Raw genomic sequence first — 17,742 nt, 5'->3', positions numbered from 1 at the left:
TCTAGTGCGGTGTGCGAATGTCGAGTTCAGAATTTCAATTCGACTTCACTTCTGAAGGCTGGATGGAGTACGGGTTGGTGCTCAGGGCTCCGAAGATCCCCGCCTCGGCGAGTTCTTTCAGCCGCTTCTTGTCCTTGACTCCGGTGGCCCAGATGTCGAGATCCGTGCCGGTCCACTTCGAGGCATCTGCCGCATCGACAGCCATCATCGTGTACCCCACCTCGGACAACGACTGCTGCGATGCAGCAGTCGGATCACCGGTGAACATCACGGCCACCTCGGCGTCGGATGCGGCCTTGGCGACCTCGGCATTGGAGGTGCGCACGATCGTCGATTCGGCAATGTCCGCCTCGGCGATCTTCTTCAGCACCGGGTCTGCCACCTGGGGCGATTCGATCAGGGGCATGAGCACGGTGGCTCCGGCCATCTCATCGACCATCTGATCCCAGGTGATGGGCTCACCGGGTGCGGTGTTCTTGCGCGGAGGCTTGATGTCCTGGTCAAGGAACGAATCACGATCCAGCGAGGACAGGTCGTCTTCGAGCTCCATCGCCTTGGGCGCGGACTTCGGATCCGCGGCGACGATGGTGCCATCGCCGAGTTCCGACAGAGTCGGTGCGGGCAGGTAGCCGAACTTCGCGTTCTCGGTGAAGGAGAATTTGGAGTTCGCCGGGTAGACGTCGGAACCGCCGTCGAGCGCGGCGACCACGGGCTTTTCGAGCGCGTCCACAGTCAGGTGGTCCTTGCTGCTGAACATATTGAACCCGAGGACGGCGACGACAGCGATGACGACGATGATGCCGGCCCACAGCGGTGCGTTGAACTTCTTCGGGGTCGGCCGCTCGGGCACCGGAGCCCGTCCACTCTCGATCGACTCTTCGGCAGGCTGCTCGCTTCCGGCCTGTGCACGAGTGTTCTGTTCACGTTCGCTGCGGCCGTACCGACGATTCTTCTTGCTCAACGGCTGCCGTCCTTCGTCGATCCGGCACCGGTGATCAGGCCCCGCAGGAAGCCGGCTCCCCAGCACAGGTGCATGGTGGGCAGGATGAGGCCGAACCAGGCGCGTTCGCGTCGTCCGCAGTCCTTGGCCGCCGAGGCGGTCGCGAGTATTGCCGACACGTATCCCAGGCTGGGCACGTGGACTAAAGAGGTGAAGCGGCGCAGGAATTTCGGCCACGTCTTCGTCCGCCCCGTGAGCTGCAGGAGGGCTTCGATGACGCTGGCTCCCATCCCGAGGACCAGCACCGGTGGCGCGAAGTAACGCAGCGAGTTGGCCGATCCGTAGCGGCGGATGAGTTCGGCGCGCCAGATGCCGGTGGCCCAGAACTGCTGACCGATCTTCGACCAGGAGTCACGCGGCCAGTAGGTGACCTCCATGTCCGGGTTGAACCAGATGCGACCGCCTGCGGTGCGGATGCGCAGGTTCAGTTCCCAGTCCTGTCCGCGTTTGATGCCTTCGTCGAACCCGCCGAGGTGGGCGAAGACCTCACGTCGATACACGCCGAGGTAGGCCGACTCGGCCTCCCCTGCTTCGTCACCGGAATGGTAGGCAGGACCGCCGAGTCCGACCGGGGACATGTAGGCCCGGGCCACGGCCTTCTGGAAAGACGTGCGACCGCGAGCGAGCATGAGCCCGCCACAGTTCGCGGCCTTGGTCTGGCGCAGGGTGTCGATGGCCTGCTCCGTGTAGTCGGTGCGCAGCCCGGAGTGTGCGTCGACGCGAATGATCACCGGGTGATGGGTCGCAGCGATGGCGAGGTTGAGGCCGATCGGCGTAGCAGCCTGCGGATTGTCAACGGTCTGGATCCTCGGGTCCTTGGCCGCCATATCCGCAATGATGCGGTTCGTGTCATCGGTCGACGGCCCGAGAGCGAGGACGATTTCCTTGTCTCCCTCATAGTCCTGGGCCAAGATCGTGGTGATCGCTTTGGCGATGTGCTCAGCCTCATTGAGGACCGGCATGATGAAGGAGACACCGGGGCGTTCGACCAGTGGCGGCAGACCCTCCGGGGTCAGGATCTCAAGAATTTTCGACACGCCTTCAATCTTCCCACATGGCCACGGTCTCGGTCTTGAGGGGTTGCTCAGCTGGGCAGGTCCCTCCACCTCTGCGCCACCGGGTCCCATTGGAGGTGTTCCACGCGTGACGCAAGTGCCGGATCGGCGAAGGCGAAACACGAAGTCAGCAATTCACGGAAGCTCTCCGGGGTGGTGCTCTCCAACCGTTGCCGCTTTCTCCAATTTTCCCATTTGAGCTGCACCAGTTCGGGCATTGCTCCCAGCAAGGACTCAAGCGGTTCAATCTCAACATTCCGATGGCTGGCGACGGCATCAATACCTTGCCGCAGGTCCGACCCTCGAATCCTGCGGGTGCGCGCAATCGCGACAATATCCGTGAAATCGCGCCAACGAGTGTTCAGTTCACCACGTTCGATCGCAGTCACGACTTTTCAGCGAGCACCATGTGGTCTGGGTAACCAGTTAATCGCAGTGTGCCGCCGAGGAGAAGCGGCAGCTCAGTCTCTGTCGGGGCAGGCCAGATCGGGTCACCAAAGTTGATATCAACATGGAGCGCCACCTTGGCAGTTGCCAGTTGTGCAACGACCTTCACACGAACACCTGTGTAATTGGCTTCATCTCGAATCGGCTCGCCGCGCACCGAGTTCGAGTCGAATTCCAGGCCATCCACAATCGTGATCGCGGCAATTTCCCGAATCCGCTGCTCTACTTCAGGCACGTCGTTGGGAAAGCCAGATGCGGCCAGGTCTACGTCGCGTGTGGGTCTGCGAGAGGCAAAGGCCGCCATGAGCACTCCACCTTTGAGTACGAAGTCGGGTGAAAATTCAGAAGCCGCGATGCGCGCGAGGAGGCCTTCCAACGCATACAAAGTGATGTACTCAGCCGGGTCACGCTGATGCCGTTGCGCCAAATTGCGCAGATCGTTGTACGCCCGCCCCGCAGGGCTGTCTCTGGGTGGAACAGGAGGTGTCATAGCAACACGTCCAGTGCGATTCGGAGTTTCGGCAGTGCCTTCGGGAACGATGACGCAGTTTTCAGCAAGGCCGATGGAGTATTGCCACGGCGTCGCAGCCAGCGGCGAAGTGCCTCATGGGCAACATCGTTTCCCTCGATGTGCATGAGACGGAAGCAGTCGATTATGGTGCGCTCTGACGAATAGACCGAAACTGAAAGATCATTGTCGATCGTGATCTGCTCACGCCCAATACTGAAGGTCGATGAATCGAAACTGTGCCATTTCACGTTGGCAATCCCCGAAGGAGGACGGGTGCCGCGAGGCAGAGCAATGGTTGATTCGAACGGTATCGCATCGCTCAGATCGTGGTGAACGAGGGCACTGGTCAGACATAAAGTGGCGGATTCTTGCGCGACCGTCGCTGCTGCGAGGGACGTAAACGCGGGATCAATGACACCAGGGCGCATGTAGACCCCTCGCCCTACTCTCTCGATTTCGCCCTGCTCGAGCAGCGTGTACACATGGTGCTTCTGCACGCCGGCCAGGAGCGCGTCCTTGAGCGTGAAGGTGATAGGGAGTGCTGTATTCGGCATCGTTATTTCCTAACTGCTTACACATATAGCATATCTGTGCACAGTTAGTTTCACAATGAAAAATCAACACGCATGACGCCGCTCCTCCACCCGAGTCTCCCCCAAGGCTTGTGTCCGCGAACACATTCCCGTACATTCGTGACGTAGGACATCATACGTCTTATGTTTCACTCGGGATCTGCATCGACGCGATCCCGTTCGGACTCACGTGAGGATGGAGCATGGACGCTCCGGGACTCGGCGGCCTGAATTGGGCCGTGATCATCATCTATCTGCTGGCTACGCTGGGAATCGGGGTCTGGTTCACCCGCAAGGCGAGCGCCGGAACTGACTCCTTCTTCAAGGCCAACGGTCGTATCCCCGCGTGGGCGGCAGGCTTCAGCATCTATGCGACGACGCTGTCCGCCATCACCTATATGTCCACGCCCGAGCAGGCCTTCCTCACAGACTGGTCCTACGCGGCCGGCAATATCGCCATCTTCGCGATCGTCCCACTGCTCGTCCTGTTCTACATCCCCTTCTTCCGCAAGCTCGACGTCACCACTGCCTATGAGTACCTCGAGGAACGCTTCGGACCCACCATCCGTGTTCTCGGATCACTCCTGTTCGTGCTCTTCCACATCGGACGCGTGGCCATCGTCGTCTATCTGCCCACATTGGCCATCAGCTCGGTGACCAATATCAGCCCCGTGCTCGTCGCCGCCGCGGTCGGCGTTCTCTCCGTCGTCTACACCTTCCTCGGCGGCATCGAAGGCGTCATCTGGTCCGACGTGGTTCAGGGCATCATCCTCCTCGTCGGCGCAGCCGTGATCCTCGTCTTCGGCATCGCCGCTCTCGATGGGGGTCTGGCCACAGTCGCCGCCGATGCAGCAGCAGACGATAAGTTCATCTCCGCCGACAATTGGAAGTTCGGTGGAGCGGCAGCGGCCATCCCGATCGTCTTCCTCGGCTCCGTGTTCAACAACCTTCACCAGTACACCGCCAGCCAGGACGTGGTGCAGCGCTATCAGACGACCGATTCTCCGAAGAGCACGATCCGGTCCCTCATCGTCAACGGGTTCCTCGCCCTGTTGACCATTCCTCTGTTCTACGGAATCGGCACCGTCCTCTACAGCTACTACCAGCACGCCGAGGCTCTGCCTGAAGGTTTCAACACTTCGGCCCTGGTGCCCTACTTCGCCGTCACCGCGCTGCCGGCCGGCATCTCAGGTCTGCTCATCGCCGCGATCTTCGCGGCCGCACAGTCGACGATCTCGTCTAGCCTGAATTCGATCTCCGCCTGCGTCACCGTCGATATCAGGGACCGTTTCTTCCCGCCCAAGAACGGCCTGGCACGCACCGGCGTCGGCTTCTCCCGACTGGTCATCGTCATCGTCGGAGCGCTCTCGGTCGGAGTCGCCCTCTACCTTTCCGCCACCGATCAGGCCCAGACCTGGGATCTCTTCCTGTCCATCACCGGACTCTTCGGGGTTCCCCTCGCCGGTGTCTTCGCGCTCGGCATCTTCACCAAACGGGCCAATAGCGCCGGAGTGCTCAGCGGGCTCGTGCTCGGTGCCGCGGTCGCCTGGTACGTCCAGGATGTCGCGGGCCTGACACCCTTCGCAGTCTCGGCAGTGGCCTTCGTCGGCGCCGTCGTCTTCGGCTACATCATCTCCCTGTTCACCGGCTCGAAGGCCCGTCGCGCCGACCACGACGTGACCGCACTGACGATCTACGGCAAACGTGACCAGTACACACGTCGCATCCCAACCTCCCCGACGACAACCTCGGCGGGGGACAGCAACAACATCAAGCAAGGACAGACCAATGAGTGAATTCCACGGCATCATCCCCCCACTGCTGACTCCGCGCACCGACAGTGGCGAGCTGGACCGCGAGGGCATTTCGGCCCTCGTCGAACATCTCGTTAACGGCGGAGTGCACGGCATCTTCGTTCTCGGCTCCTCAGGTGAGGTCCCCTATCTCACCGCGAGCGAACGCGATCAGGTGCTGACCATCGCGCTCGAAGCCGCCGCTGGTCGGGTCCCGATTCTGGTCGGCATCAGCGAACAGACGACCGGCCGCGTCCTCGACGAGGCCAAGCGCCTGCTCGCGATCGGCGGAGACGCTGCCGTGGTCACCACCCCGTTCTATGCACTGTCCGATTCTGCCGAGATCGAACAGCACTTCCGCACGGTCGCGAAACACCTCGACGTTCCCGTCTTCGCCTACGACGTCCCCGTGCGAACCCACTCCAAACTGCCCCATGACGTCACCGTGCGCCTGGCCCGCGAGGGTGTGCTGGCCGGGGTCAAGGATTCCTCGGCCGACGACGTGTCCTTCCGTCGCCTCCTCATCGAGACGAAGGATCTGCCCGACTTCGCGGTCTTCACCGGCCACGAGGTGGTCGCCGACGGTGCGCTCCTCGGCGGTGCCGCCGGGATCGTCCCAGGCCTGGGCAACGTCGACCCAACCGGATACGTGCGCCTCTTCGACGCCGCCCGAGCCGGTGACTGGACGACGGTCGCGGCCGAGCAGGACCGCCTGGCAAGGTTGTTCCAGATCACCGCCGCACCCACCCCTGGCCGCGTCTCCCCCGGTGCCGCCGGCCTCGGAGCGTTCAAGACGGCCCTGCAGCTCATGGGCGTGATCACCTCCAACCGCATGGCCGAACCGATGCTCGCACTCGATGCAGAGGAGACCGACCGCGTCAGGGAGGTCATCGCCGCCGAGGGGCTCCTGTGACCTCACCCCCAGTCGTCGCCGTCGATGTCGGAGGCACGAAGATCCGTGCCGGTTCCGTCATCGACGGCGTCGTGGACCACCTCCGGGAGGTGCCGACGCCGGCAGCCGCAGGTGCTCGCGCCATTCTCGGCACCATCGCCGAGGTGGCTCGCGGGGTCATCCGCGACACCGAAGTGTCGACTCCAGATGCTTCCACCCCCACCTGGCGCATCGGCATCGGATCCGCCGGGGTCATCGATCCGGACACGGGAACCGTCGTCTCGGCCACAGACTCGATAACCGGTTGGGCGGGGACAGCGTTGACCGCCGAGATCACGGCGCGTCTCGGGGCCGAAACGCGAGCTGTCAACGATGTCCATGCCCATGCTCTCGGGGAGGCTCTTGCCGGTGCCGCTTGCGGAACCCAGAGCTCACTGCTCGTGGCCGCGGGTACGGGCATCGGGGGCGGATTCATCACGGAGAACCGCCTGCTCACGGGCCGCCATGCAGCGGCGGGGCACATCGGTCACCTGCCGGTCGCCGCCGCACAGGGACTGCCCTGCCCTTGTGGCGGCATGGGACATCTGGAAGCGATCGCCTCCGGGCCCGCGGTGCTCTCGGCCTACCACCGAGCAGTTGGGGACCAAGGTCCAGGTGGGCCGCGGGTGTCGACGACACGTGAGCTGGCCGAACTCGCCGACTCCGGCGAGGCACCGGCACAACGTGCGTTCGAGCAGGCAGGCCGAGCATTGGGCTCGGCCTTGGGTGGTGTGGCCAATGTGCTGTCTCCCGAGGTCGTCGTCATCGGAGGCGGACTCTCGGGAGCCGGTGAGCTGTGGTGGGTCCCGCTGCGGGAAGCGTTCGAAACCGAACTCATCCCCGCTGTTCGCGGGCTGTCTCTCCGCCCGGCACAATTGGGACAGGACGCGGCTCTCATCGGCGCGGCGAGCCTGTGGTCGAGCGGCCGGGTATCGACCGACGAGACCACTATGACCAGCAGCGGGGAGTTGCAGTGATGTTGACCAAGCAGGAGATCATCGACTCCCTTCGCGGAGGACTCGTCGTCTCGGCCCAGGCCTACCCGGGTGAACCCATGCGGGATCCTCGGACGATGGCTCAGGTCGCGGCCTCGGCTGTGCGCGGTGGTGCGGCCGCCGTGCGTATCCAAGGCATCAGTGACATCCAGGCCACTCGGTCTGCGGTGGAGACTCCGATCATCGGCCTGTGGAAGGACGGTTCCTCCGGCGTCGTCATCACGCCGACCTTCCAGCACGCACACGCCGTCGCTTCAGCCGGCGCTCATGTGGTGGCACTCGATGGCACCCGTCGGCCACGCCCGGACGGCTTGAGCCTGGCTCAGACCGTCGCGCGTCTGCATGAGGAGACGAACGCCCTGGTCATGGCCGATTGCGGCAGCCTCGAGGATGCGCGATCCGCGGCCGCCGCCGGTGCCGACTTCATCGGCACCACCCTGGCCGGATACTCCGGCGAGCGCCTGCCGACGACCGGTCCTGACCTTGAGCTTGTGCGTGAGATCCGGGAGGCGGCTCTGGGACCGATGCTTGTCGCCGAGGGACGCATCCACTCACCGGCCGACGCGGCAGCAACCATGGCCGCCGGTGCCGAAGCCGTCGTCGTGGGCACAGCGATCACCCACCCGTCGACGATCACATCCTGGTTCGTCGACGCGTGCCAGCCTGACTGACTTCCAGTCTGCAGGGCACAACGAACCCTGCGCTCAGAGCCGCTGTCCCTCGAGCTTGCTCGCGTAGATGTGACGGTAGTAGTCACCCAGCTGCAGCCTCGAGGCGGCCTCCTCGTCGACGAGGATCGTGACGTGAGGATGCATCTGCAGTACGGTCGCCGGCCACATCGAGGAGACCGGACCTTCGACCATCTGGTGCACGGCCTCGGCCTTATGACCGCCGGTGGCGATGAGCATGAGGTGACGGGCCTCGAGAATCGTTCCCAGCCCCTGGGTCAGACAGTGCTGCGGGACTGCGTCGACATCGTCGTCGAAGAAGCGAGCATTGTCGATGCGCGTCTGACGGGCCAAGGTCTTCACCCGCGTCCGTGAGGACAGGGATGATCCGGGCTCATTAAAGGCGAGGTGACCGTCGGCGCCGATACCGAGGATCTGCAGATCGACTCCCCCAGCCTCGGCGATGGCATGGTCATATTCCGCCGAGGCGGCCCTGAGGTCCTCAGCCGTCCCATCCGGGCCCTGCACCGCACCTTTCGCGAAGTCCACGCGGGAGGCGAATTCGGTGTCGATCACGTTGTGATAGGACTGCGGATGCGAGGCCGGCAGTCCCACATATTCGTCGAGCATGAAGGCGCGAACCTTCGCGAACGAGAGTCCGTCCTGTTCGTGACGCTTCGTCAGCTCATCGTAGACGCTGAGCGGGCTCGACCCGGTGGCCAGACCCAGCACGGGTGAGGGGTCCTCGCGAACGAGCCGCTCGATGGCGTCGGCGACCAGCGTCGACAGCTCGGGTTCAGGGGCGATGATGACTTCCATCAGTTCTCTTCTCTCAGTCGACGTCGCGGTCGAGGGCTCGGGCAATCGGATCATAGTGGACTGTGATCGCGGCGTGGAAGGCCTTGACATCTCCGGCCTGAGCCGCCTCGAGCATCTCTCCGTGTGCTTTTGCGGTCTGTTCCAGGTCGGCGGCCACGGCGACGTTGAGCCGGGGCAGCACTGCTGTGTGCACGTCCCAGAAGGCGGCGACGAGCTGGCCGACGAGCGAATTGTCCAGGGCCGACAGCAGCCCCGTGTGGAAGGCACGATCCTGCTGGGGAAACGATCGCCCTTCCTTGGCCATGGCGACCATGTCGTCGACAAGCGCTGAGAGTTCGGGGTTCGTTGTGCCCTGCAGACTCTTCACGATCGCCTCGGACATTCCGAAGTCGAGGGCCTGGCGGACTTCGACGACGTCGCGCAGTGCTCGCAGGTCATCGCCGGGGCTGAGGACACCGCGGAAGACCAGGGCTTCGACGAGCGCGTCGAGTGACATCTCGCCGACGTAGGTTCCGTGCCCGTGTCGGACGTCGACGATGTCGAGCGTCGACAGTTTGCGGATGGCTTCCCTGACGTTCGATCGGGAGACGCCGAGGCGGTCGCAGAGTTCCCCTTCGGTGGGCAGGAGATCTCCGGGGCGAAGTCCGTCTGAGAGGATGAGATCCTTGATCCGATCAGATGTCGTCGTTTTCGCCATCTTCGCCCTCCACAGATCGATCCGTACCTGACCTCCAGTATACGTCTGACATCAGATGTACTTCCAATGTAGAGACTGCGCCACCGGACCTGCTCAGAGAGACTGCTCAGAGCCCGCGGGAGATGAGCTCCTTCATGATCTCGTTTGTGCCGCCGTAGATTTTCTGCACACGGGCATCGGCGTACATACGCGCGATCGGGTATTCCATCATGTAGCCGTAGCCGCCGAAGACCTGCAGGCAGCGGTCGATGACATTGGTCTGCGCGTCCGTGGCCCAGTACTTGCCGGCGGAGGCCTGTTCGGTGGTGAGCTTTCCGTCGATGTGCAGTTGGGTGAGGTGGTCGACGAAGGTCCTGGTGGAGAAGACTTCGGTGGCGCACTCGGCGAGGACGAACTTGGTGTTCTGGAACTTCATGATCGGCTGTCCGAAGGCCTCACGCTCCTTCGCATAGGCCACTGCTTCGCGCACGGCAGCCTCGGCGGTCGTCGCTCCCGCCACGGCGATCGCCATGCGTTCCTGTGGCAGCTGCTGCATGAGCTGGATGAATCCGCGGCCTTCGACTCCGCCGAGGACGTTGTCGACGGGCACGCGCATGTCTTCGAAGAACAGTTCGCGGGTGTCTTGGCCGCGCTGGCCGACCTTGTCGAGTACGCGACCACGGGAGAAACCGGGAAGGTCGGCCACCTCGGCGACGATGAGGGAGACACCCTTGGCACCGGGTTCCTCGCTTGTGCGCGCAACGATGACGAGGATGTCACAGTGCGTGCCGTTGGAGATGAAGGTCTTCGAGCCGTTGACGACGTACTCGTCGCCATCGCGCACGGCCTTCGTCTTCACGCTCTGCAGGTCAGATCCGGTGCCGGGTTCTGTCATGGCGATCGCGGCGACCAGTTCGCCGGTCGCCATGCCGGGCAGCCACCGCTTCTTCTGTTCCTCGGTGCCGAAGGTGTTGATGTAGTGGGCGATGATCGTGGAGTGGACACTGTTGCCCCAGGCCGCGTCGCCGGCGAATCCCTGCTCCTGGAGGATGACTGCCTCATGGGCGAAGGTGCCGCCGCCCCCGCCGTATTCTTCGGGGATGGAGATGCACAGCAGTCCGGCATCTCCGGCTCGGTTCCACAGTTCCCGGTCGACCTGGTGGTTGTCGATGAAGGTGTCCTGGTGGGGCACGATCTCCTTGTTCATGAAGTTGCGCACGAGTTCGCGCAGGTCATCTGTTTCCTGTGTCTCCCAGGTACCGCGGTATCCGTCGAGAATCATGGGTGCTCTCCTTTGAAGTCTGTTTATCCTCGGGTAATTCAGGCGCCGGGTGTCACGGGCAGGGCTGTGCCGGCCGAAGCCGCGGTGACCGGCTCGAAGGGAAGATCGTGGGCTCGGGCCAGCTCCATCCAGTCGCTCGTGGGCTTTGCGGCGAAGGCCGCCTCGAGGCTCGCGTGATCGCTGCCGACATGCTGGGCCAGGGCTTTGGCGAAGACCGGTTCGACGCAGCCGACGGCAATAGTCCCATCAGCGGTGTCATAGGTTCGGTAGAACGGTGATCCCCCACCCAGTGGGCCACTTGGTGAGCTGAGACCGTGCCTGGCTGGTCCTGCCGCCCGGGCTGCGGCTTCATCGAGGACGACGCGGTTGACGATGCCTGTCCTCTTCCCGCCGGTCTGCGAGTCGCGCTTGTGCAGTCCGGCCAGCGCCGCCGTCGCTGCGCTTTCTCCGCCGACGATGTCAGCGACGGGAATCGTCGGGGTCATGCCCGGAACAAGGGTTCCGTGAGCGGCCTGATAGGTGAGGTCGTGTCCGGGGATGTCTTCCCGCTCCCCCGCGAATCCGACGATCTCGACGTAGACGAGCCCGTAGCTCTCGACGATGGAGGGCAGTCCAAGCGACTGTGCCGCTCGCGGCCGCATGGCGGTGATGAGCACATCGGCTTCGGCGGCGAGTTCGTGGAGCCGGGCGATCCCTTCGTCATCTTTGAGGTTGAGCGTGAGGATTTCGTGACCGGCGGTCAGCTCCCGGTAGTACTCGGGGACGATGTGGGCGACCGGGTCGCCCGTCGGGGGTTCGACCTTGATCACCCGCGCCCCGAGGCTGGACAGCCGTGCGGCCGCGTAGGGGCCCGGCAGATTGATCGCGAGATTGATGACCGTGACCCCGGCCAGAAGATCGTGCTCGCTCATTGATGGTCCTCCCGTTGAACCCTGCTGGTGATCCTGCGAAGTTTTCCTCAACTCAAGAAGTACTTCCCTCGTATTGAAAGACCGTATAAGCTATTGAAAGATTGTTCAATAGCCTGGATGCGAGAATTGTCCAGGACACAGCGTCCGCGACAGACCGTGCAGACAGATGATGACCACCGATCACACCGTGAGGAGCGCCATGGCGGAGAACGAGGGCACCGGCCTCCCAGCTGCCGGCCACGACGACCTGACAAGTCGTGCCCGGATTCGCAATGCCGCCCTGCACCAGTTCGCGGTCAAGGGCTTCGCGGGCACCCCGCTGCGCGCCATCGCCACCGAAGCCGGCGTCGCCATTGGGCTCATCGGTCACTATTTCGGGTCGAAGGAGGGCACCAGGGAAGCGGTCGAGACCTGGATCGTGGGACTCTTCGCCTCCGCCCTTGATCGTGCCGATTCCACCTCGGCGGACACGGTCGCTGATGTCACCGTCCGCGACGAGACCGTGGCACAGATGCTCGCGGACAATCCCCTCGTCGTCGACTACCTGCGGCGTCAGGTCCTGGAGATGCCTGCTGACGGCATGCTCATCTCACGTCTGGCCTCTCTGACGATGGAAAGCGTCGAGGCCATGCGCAACGCTGGGCAGGCATCGGCCAACCGTGACCGTGTCGAACAGGTTGTCACCGCCATGGTCCGCCAACTCGGCAGGCTCTTCCTGCAGCCTCTCGTCGATCAGATCGTCGATTCCTTCCCTGAAGACGAACAGCCAGCCACCCATCCGGAACTGCGTGTGGAGATCAAAACCGCACAGTAGATGGTTTCGCAGCAGTCGACCCTCGCGCCGCAGGCTCCGTGACGACTAGAGTGGGTCAGCAACAGATGTTGCAGGAAACAGCGCACCCACCCACGCTCGGAGGAGCCATGGAAATTCTCACCGGAGGCGTCATTGCCGTCGTAGTCGTCGTCCTCATCCTGGCCGTACTGTTGTTCGGCAAGTTGAGGACCAGCATGTTCTTCACGGTCAAGACGCAGGAGAACGTCATCGTCGAGCGCTTCGGCAAGTTCAAAAAGGTCGCCAAGCCGGGCCTGAACTTCAAGATGCCCCTCGTCGAAACGATCAGCAAACCGATCTCCCTGCGTGTTCAGCAGCTCGAGGTCAACATCGAGTCGAAGACGAGCGACAACGTCTTCGTCACAGTCCCCGTCGCCGTGCAGTACGTCGTCGAGGAGGAGAATGTCACCGACGCTTACTACAAGCTGGCGAACTCCGAGGAGCAGATCAGGTCCTATGTCTTCGACACCGTGCGCTCCGCACTCTCGGGCCTGACTCTGGACACGGCGTTTGAGTCGAAGGACGATATCGCTGAAAACGTCGAACGCCGGCTCTCGGAGTCGATGCGCCGCTACGGGTTCAAGATCGTAAGCACCCTGGTCACGGACATCACCCCGGATTCCAAGGTTCGCGATTCCATGAACTCGATCAATGCCGCTCAGCGTGACCGTGTGGCCGCCCAGTCCCTGGCCGAGGCCGACAAGATCAAGCGCGTCACGCAGGCGCAGGCGGAGTCCGAAGCGATGCGTCTGCACGGTGAAGGTGTCGCCGCACAGCGCAAGGCCATTGCCGAAGGCATCGCCGAACAGTACTCGAAGCTGCAGTCGGTGGGCATCGACAGGACGGCCGAACAGCTGCTGATGCTGACCCAGTACTTCGACACCATGCAGAACGTAGCCCAAGAGGGTCGCTCCAACGTGCTGTTCATGCCCTCGAACCCGGGCGGCCTGGGAGAGATGACGCAGGAGATCAGGAACACCCTGTTCGCGGCCAATGCGTCTGAGGATGCGAAGAACACTTCGGGGCTCAAGGGCGCCACCGGGCCCCGGTCCCAGAAGCAGGCCGAGTCGAAAGCAGCGCAGAGTGCACCCGCTGAGACGAAGTCAGCCATGAAGCGCGCAGTCGACGCAGTCAGGCCCCACACCAATCACCAAGATCAGACTCCCGAGGACTCCTGAGGATTCCTGAGCTTGGCTACTAGGCCTGCCCCAAGGGCTGACGCAGTCTGAGACGAACGACAGAATGGGCGCCGGTGCATCAGCACCGGCGCCCATTCATCTGTCTACAACCACCTAGTCGCAGCCAGGAGGTTCAGGAACTCCAGGGAACTTACTCCCGAGCAACACCATCTGCATCGGCGGCAGTCTCAACCGCTGTAGCCACAGCAGGAGCGACGCGTTCGTCGAGTGCGCCGGGCACGATGTAGTCCGGGCGCAGGTCGTCACCGACGAGGTCGGCGATGGCACGCGCGGCGGCGAGCTTCATCGCATCCGTGATGTCGGTGGCTCCCACGTCCAGGGCGCCGCGGAAGATTCCGGGGAACGCGAGGACGTTGTTGATCTGGTTCGGGAAGTCGCTGCGTCCGGTGGCCACGACGGTCGCGTACTTCGCTGCGATGTCGGGCAGAACCTCGGGGTTCGGGTTGGACAGGGCGAAGATGATCGCGTCATCGGCCATCTGCGACAGGTGCTCCTCGGCGATGGTGCCGCCGGAGACGCCGATGAATGCATCGGCACCGTTGAGCGCGGTGTCGATTCCACCGGCAATTCCGCGAGGATTCGTCTCGGAGGCCAGCGCCTGCTTGGTCTCGGTAAGGTCGCTGCGTCCTGCTTCGACGATGCCCTTGGAGTCGAGGACGACCACGTCGCCGACGCCGGCATCACGCAGAATCTTCACCACGGCCACACCGGCAGCACCGGCACCGGAGACGACGACGCGCAGGGACTCGAATGACTTGTCGACCACGCGCAGAGCGTTGGTCAGCGCAGCGAGGACGACGACGGCGGTGCCGTGCTGGTCATCGTGCATGACTGGGATGTCGAGGGCGGCCTTGACCCGGTCCTCGATCTCGAAGCAGCGCGGTGCGGAGATGTCCTCGAGGTTGACGGCACCGAAGGTCGGGGCCATGCGCACGATGGTCTCGACGATCTCATCGGTGTCATTGGTGTCGAGCACGATCGGAATGGCGTTGAGGCCGGAGAAGCTCTTGAACAGCGCGCACTTGCCTTCCATGACCGGAAGTGAGGCCTTGGGGCCGATGTCGCCGAGCCCCAGGACGGCCGAGCCGTCGGAGATGACGGCGACGAGGCGACCGGTCCAGGTGTGGGTGCGTGCCAGTTCCGGCTCGTCCTTGATCGCGGTGCAGACCTTGGCCACGCCTGGCGTGTAGGCGATCGAGAGATCGCGCTGAGTCTCGAGCGGGCTGGTGAGCTCGGCGGAGAGCTTTCCGCCCTCGTGAGCGGCGAAGATCTCCCCATCGGTGATGGCAGGAGCTGAGGTCTGTGCCGACGTTGCGGCGGTTTCGGTCGTAGTCGTCATGATTGATCCTTTTGGTCGTGTGACGGCCGGCGGGATACCAGTGCTGTCATCGAAGTTCGTCAATCGCCGTGCCCGCACCGTGGGGTGCTCGGAACAGCGGTCGGTCAGGACTGAAGGCCACGCGAATGGTGGTGCGGTGACGTCTGCGCTGGTGCGTACTCGAACCCCTTTGTGAAGGAATCGGCGACCATGCGCAGTGCAGAAGCGGCACGCACAAGAGCGAGCTTCGACCTTGTGGGTCGCTTCCGGCAACTTTGCCAGCATAGTCCAACACCGTCACCAGGTCACCCGAAATCGTCACCTTCGCCGAGGTTTCCCGTCATTCCAGCGGCATGTTCATCAGACCTTTGACTGTAGTTTGACCGCCGCTGCGAGTAGCCGTGTCGCCTCCGATATCGAGGGCGACCCCAATCTAGGCAAGCGATGCATAGGACGTCCTCGCCCCATTCGCAGAGCACCCACCTGATTTCACGCAGTACAACCGAAGTCCGTCAAACGCTGTGCCCCCTAGTCACTGGTTTTGACTTCTGGATAAGAACCGATCAATTCCAAAGCTCGAGGTCAGACCAGTCGTCAGGAACGCCTAGCGACGAAAGGTCAAGAATGTCAGACCGCGGAAACGAGTTGAGTAACGCGACCAAGCTGGAAGTCCAGGTCTCGCCTCCCTCGATGCACGTCAGCAGATAGGCCACCACTGCGAGAATGTTGTAGGCACCATAACCACCCTTGAGCTCGAACTCGCGCAAATGGTTGAGCACGGGGATGACATCGGGCTTGGGACGGCCTGGGGAATTCTGAAGCTTCCGGTTGAAGAGTCGAGCATGATGGGCAGCTACATTGCGCGCATAGTTGAGACTTGCCAGCCAGCTGCTCATGAGCCTCTTGGTCGGGACATTGAATGCTTGGGCGATTTCCAGTGAAGATTCGTCGTTGAGGCCCTTATAGAGGCGGGACAGTTGGCCAAGTTCAAGAATCTCTGTCAGCGCCCATATAGGCATCTGGTCGTCATATCTACTTCGAAAGTGTGTAACGAACGCTTCATCTGAACTATCGCGCCGCTCAGCAACCCGCTTCAACCAGACCGCGTGCTGAATGGGCATCTCACTATCAAGGCGGGGCTGGACAAAGTTTGGCTGGAAAGTGGTTGAGTTCAGGTGTGCAAATGGCGAAGTGCGCCCCAAGACGTATCCAACCTGGGTGAGTCCCATAGAGTGGTGGCATTCCCACCAGGGACTTCACCCCCAAAAATGTGAAGAACCATCGTGGGATCCCGCTAGTAGTTCCGCCAAGAACCTCACGAAAGGCATCCCACGATGGCTGACCCCAATTCTGCCGTGTCGACCCTGATCAACCAAGTCCTGACCGACCCTGACCTCGCCCACTCCGACGTGTTTAGGCAAATGCTCCAAGCTGGCCTCCAGGACCTCATCGAAGCCGAAGCCACCGCCACGATCGGTGCCGCCCGCTACGAACGCAGCGAAGACCGTTCAACACGCCGTAACGGGTCGCGGAAGAAGACCCTGGCAACTCCCTCGGGAGAAGTCGACCTGGCGATCCCGAAGCTACGGAAAGGCTCGTTCTTCCCGTCCCTGCTCAATCCCCGTCGGCGGGTCGATAAGGCCCTCTACGCCGTCATCTGCCAGGCCTGGATCGACGGAGTCTCGACGAGGAAGGTCGATGACCTTGTGCGTGCTTTGGGCAACGAGTCCGGGATCTCTCGGTCGACGGTGTCGCGGATCTGTGCCGACATCGACGAGGCAGTGGCCGAGTTCCTGGCCCGTCGACTCGATCACACGTGGTTTCCCTACCTCTTCGTCGACGCCACCTATGTCGATGTCCGCCACCGGGGTCGTGTCGTGTCTCAGGCCGTGGCTGTGGTCACGGGTGTCTCATCACAGGGCAGGCGGGAGATCCTGACCATGAGTGTCGGAGATGCCGAGTCCACGGACTTCTGGACACAGGTCCTGCGTGGGCTGCGTGAGCGGGGGTTGAAGGTGAGCACCGAGACTGATCCCGAAGGGGTCGCGCTGGTGATCTCTGATGCTCATTCGGGGATCAAGGCCGCGGTCAAAGCGATCCTGCCCGGTGCTGGGTGGCAGCGGTGTCGAGTCCACTTCGCTCGTAACGTCACTCAGCGCCTTGGCAGTGCGCACTCGAAGCCGGTCAACGCGTTGATCTCAACGATCTTCGCCCAGACCACAGCCGAGGCCGTCATTGCCCAGTACAAGCAAGTCGCTGAGAGTCTGCGGGCGTCGTTTCCCGACATCGCCGACATGCTCGAGTCCGCCGAGGTCGATTTGACGGCGTTCGTGTCCATGCCCAGGCAGCATTGGCAGAAGATCTGGTCGAATAACCCGATCGAGCGGTTGAACAGGGAGATCAAACGCCGTGCTGATGTCGTTCAGATCTTTCCGAACCGGGAGTCGGTGACTCGGTTGATCGGGGCCGTGTTGCAGGAACAGCACGAGGAATGGCAGTACGGTGAGAGACGCTATTTGTCGGAGATCTCGATGCGCAAACTCGTGACGGTGTTGCATGGGCAGACCGAGGTCGACCCGGTCGGGGTGGTGATGCCGCTGACCGCGTGATTCGTAGCCCGACCCCGCTGCTTAATACCAAGTTAAAGGAACTACCGAAGAACACCACGAAAAGGGACTTGACCGACGGCTAGAGCTGATACGCAAGGTTGTCGACGAAGTAATCGACAACTAC

Annotated in this window: 16 protein-coding genes and 1 pseudogene; 7 read left to right on the top strand and 10 right to left on the bottom strand. The window is 62.6% G+C overall.

Annotated elements, in window-relative coordinates; all coding sequences use genetic code 11:
- Nucleotides 1-34 precede the first annotated feature (34 nt).
- The 4 genes and pseudogenes from CXR25_RS02750 to CXR25_RS02735 all read right to left on the bottom strand — a co-directional run bounded on the left by CXR25_RS02750 (nt 35) and on the right by CXR25_RS02735 (nt 3,567).
- The gene (locus CXR25_RS02750; RefSeq protein ID WP_125240387.1) at nt 35-961 is read right to left on the bottom strand and encodes a hypothetical protein; all 927 of its coding nucleotides are present in this window, start codon (nt 959-961) and stop codon (nt 35-37) included.
- Nucleotides 958-2,037 (bottom strand): glycosyltransferase family 2 protein, encoded by a 1,080-nt coding sequence (locus tag CXR25_RS02745; RefSeq protein ID WP_009885168.1) that lies wholly within the window; start codon nt 2,035-2,037, stop codon nt 958-960. The genes CXR25_RS02750 and CXR25_RS02745 overlap by 4 nt, the downstream gene beginning before the upstream one ends.
- Nucleotides 2,038-2,084: 47 nt before the next feature.
- Nucleotides 2,085-2,992, bottom strand: a pseudogene (locus CXR25_RS19195) (nucleotidyl transferase AbiEii/AbiGii toxin family protein).
- Entirely contained in the window at nt 2,989-3,567 is a 579-nt protein-coding gene (locus CXR25_RS02735; RefSeq protein WP_009885170.1) for a type IV toxin-antitoxin system AbiEi family antitoxin domain-containing protein, read from the bottom strand. Before CXR25_RS02735 ends, CXR25_RS19195 begins: the two are co-directional and overlap by 4 nt.
- Before the next feature lie 221 nt (nt 3,568-3,788).
- On the opposite strand from CXR25_RS02735, the gene CXR25_RS02730 reads away from it, so the two are divergent.
- Genes CXR25_RS02730 through CXR25_RS02715 form a run of 4 tightly spaced genes read left to right on the top strand, consistent with a single transcriptional unit; the run spans nt 3,789 to nt 7,975 of the window.
- Nucleotides 3,789-5,381 (top strand): sodium:solute symporter family protein, encoded by a 1,593-nt coding sequence (locus CXR25_RS02730; protein ID WP_096147032.1) that lies wholly within the window; start codon nt 3,789-3,791, stop codon nt 5,379-5,381.
- Nucleotides 5,374-6,291: a dihydrodipicolinate synthase family protein gene (locus tag CXR25_RS02725; protein WP_069599451.1), complete on the top strand. Its 918-nt coding sequence runs from the start codon at nt 5,374-5,376 to the stop codon at nt 6,289-6,291. The genes CXR25_RS02730 and CXR25_RS02725 overlap by 8 nt, the downstream gene beginning before the upstream one ends.
- Complete coding sequence (locus CXR25_RS02720) at nt 6,288-7,286, top strand: ROK family protein (protein ID WP_009885173.1); 999 nt, start codon at nt 6,288-6,290, stop codon at nt 7,284-7,286. The genes CXR25_RS02725 and CXR25_RS02720 overlap by 4 nt, the downstream gene beginning before the upstream one ends.
- Nucleotides 7,286-7,975, top strand: a complete 690-nt coding sequence (locus CXR25_RS02715) for an N-acetylmannosamine-6-phosphate 2-epimerase (protein ID WP_125240386.1) — start codon at nt 7,286-7,288, stop codon at nt 7,973-7,975. The genes CXR25_RS02720 and CXR25_RS02715 overlap by 1 nt, the downstream gene beginning before the upstream one ends.
- Before the next feature lie 33 nt (nt 7,976-8,008).
- Here CXR25_RS02715 and nagB read toward each other — a convergent pair whose 3' ends face one another.
- The 4 genes from nagB to CXR25_RS02695 form a co-directional block, all read right to left on the bottom strand.
- Entirely contained in the window at nt 8,009-8,791 is a 783-nt protein-coding gene (gene nagB / locus CXR25_RS02710) for a glucosamine-6-phosphate deaminase (protein ID WP_125240385.1), read from the bottom strand.
- A 13-nt stretch (nt 8,792-8,804) separates the two neighbouring features.
- Entirely contained in the window at nt 8,805-9,488 is a 684-nt protein-coding gene (locus CXR25_RS02705; protein ID WP_069599448.1) for a FadR/GntR family transcriptional regulator, read from the bottom strand.
- 106 nt (nt 9,489-9,594) lie between these two features.
- Nucleotides 9,595-10,749, bottom strand: coding sequence for an acyl-CoA dehydrogenase family protein (locus CXR25_RS02700; RefSeq protein WP_009885177.1), 1,155 nt, complete (start codon nt 10,747-10,749; stop codon nt 9,595-9,597).
- Between the two features lie 38 nt (nt 10,750-10,787).
- Nucleotides 10,788-11,660, bottom strand: coding sequence for a CoA transferase (locus CXR25_RS02695; RefSeq protein WP_125240384.1), 873 nt, complete (start codon nt 11,658-11,660; stop codon nt 10,788-10,790).
- 199 nt (nt 11,661-11,859) lie between these two features.
- Here CXR25_RS02695 and CXR25_RS02690 point away from each other — a divergent pair, with 199 nt between their 5' ends.
- Both CXR25_RS02690 and CXR25_RS02685 read left to right on the top strand, forming a co-directional pair.
- Entirely contained in the window at nt 11,860-12,474 is a 615-nt protein-coding gene (locus tag CXR25_RS02690; protein WP_096168229.1) for a TetR/AcrR family transcriptional regulator, read from the top strand.
- A 107-nt stretch (nt 12,475-12,581) separates the two neighbouring features.
- Entirely contained in the window at nt 12,582-13,670 is a 1,089-nt protein-coding gene (locus CXR25_RS02685; protein ID WP_009885181.1) for an SPFH domain-containing protein, read from the top strand.
- A 151-nt stretch (nt 13,671-13,821) separates the two neighbouring features.
- On the opposite strand, the gene CXR25_RS02680 is transcribed toward CXR25_RS02685, so the two are convergent.
- Nucleotides 13,822-15,030, bottom strand: coding sequence for an NAD(P)-dependent malic enzyme (locus tag CXR25_RS02680; RefSeq protein WP_069599444.1), 1,209 nt, complete (start codon nt 15,028-15,030; stop codon nt 13,822-13,824).
- 542 nt (nt 15,031-15,572) lie between these two features.
- Nucleotides 15,573-16,238, bottom strand: coding sequence for an Abi family protein (locus CXR25_RS02675; RefSeq protein WP_125240383.1), 666 nt, complete (start codon nt 16,236-16,238; stop codon nt 15,573-15,575).
- Nucleotides 16,239-16,343: 105 nt separating this feature from the next.
- Between CXR25_RS02675 and CXR25_RS02670 the strand changes: the two genes are divergently transcribed.
- Nucleotides 16,344-17,618 carry an IS256-like element ISBli2 family transposase gene (locus CXR25_RS02670; RefSeq protein WP_009882371.1) on the top strand — a complete coding sequence of 425 codons (1,275 nt, stop codon included), beginning with the start codon at nt 16,344-16,346 and terminating at the stop codon, nt 17,616-17,618.
- Nucleotides 17,619-17,742: the final 124 nt, after the last annotated feature.

The sequence above is a fragment of the Brevibacterium aurantiacum genome (genome assembly GCF_003932995.1).
GTDB classification, from domain to species: Bacteria; Actinomycetota; Actinomycetes; order Actinomycetales; family Brevibacteriaceae; genus Brevibacterium; species Brevibacterium aurantiacum.
The sequence above is the reverse complement of the archived record's forward strand: the minus strand, read 5'-3'. Positions and strand labels throughout refer to the sequence as shown.

Coding starts and splice junctions, on each gene's coding strand:
- CXR25_RS02695 (WP_125240384.1), bottom strand. CDS start 11,660: ATGAGCGAGCACGATCTTCTGGCCGGGGTCACGGTCATCAATCTCGCG.
- CXR25_RS02725 (WP_069599451.1), top strand. CDS start 5,374: ATGAGTGAATTCCACGGCATCATCCCCCCACTGCTGACTCCGCGCACC.
- CXR25_RS02675 (WP_125240383.1), bottom strand. CDS start 16,238: ATGGGACTCACCCAGGTTGGATACGTCTTGGGGCGCACTTCGCCATTT.
- nagB (WP_125240385.1), bottom strand. CDS start 8,791: ATGGAAGTCATCATCGCCCCTGAACCCGAGCTGTCGACGCTGGTCGCC.
- CXR25_RS02670 (WP_009882371.1), top strand. CDS start 16,344: ATGGCTGACCCCAATTCTGCCGTGTCGACCCTGATCAACCAAGTCCTG.
- CXR25_RS02680 (WP_069599444.1), bottom strand. CDS start 15,030: ATGACGACTACGACCGAAACCGCCGCAACGTCGGCACAGACCTCAGCT.
- CXR25_RS02690 (WP_096168229.1), top strand. CDS start 11,860: ATGGCGGAGAACGAGGGCACCGGCCTCCCAGCTGCCGGCCACGACGAC.
- CXR25_RS02715 (WP_125240386.1), top strand. CDS start 7,286: ATGTTGACCAAGCAGGAGATCATCGACTCCCTTCGCGGAGGACTCGTC.
- CXR25_RS02705 (WP_069599448.1), bottom strand. CDS start 9,488: ATGGCGAAAACGACGACATCTGATCGGATCAAGGATCTCATCCTCTCA.
- CXR25_RS02700 (WP_009885177.1), bottom strand. CDS start 10,749: ATGATTCTCGACGGATACCGCGGTACCTGGGAGACACAGGAAACAGAT.
- CXR25_RS02685 (WP_009885181.1), top strand. CDS start 12,582: ATGGAAATTCTCACCGGAGGCGTCATTGCCGTCGTAGTCGTCGTCCTC.
- CXR25_RS02730 (WP_096147032.1), top strand. CDS start 3,789: ATGGACGCTCCGGGACTCGGCGGCCTGAATTGGGCCGTGATCATCATC.
- CXR25_RS02735 (WP_009885170.1), bottom strand. CDS start 3,567: ATGCCGAATACAGCACTCCCTATCACCTTCACGCTCAAGGACGCGCTC.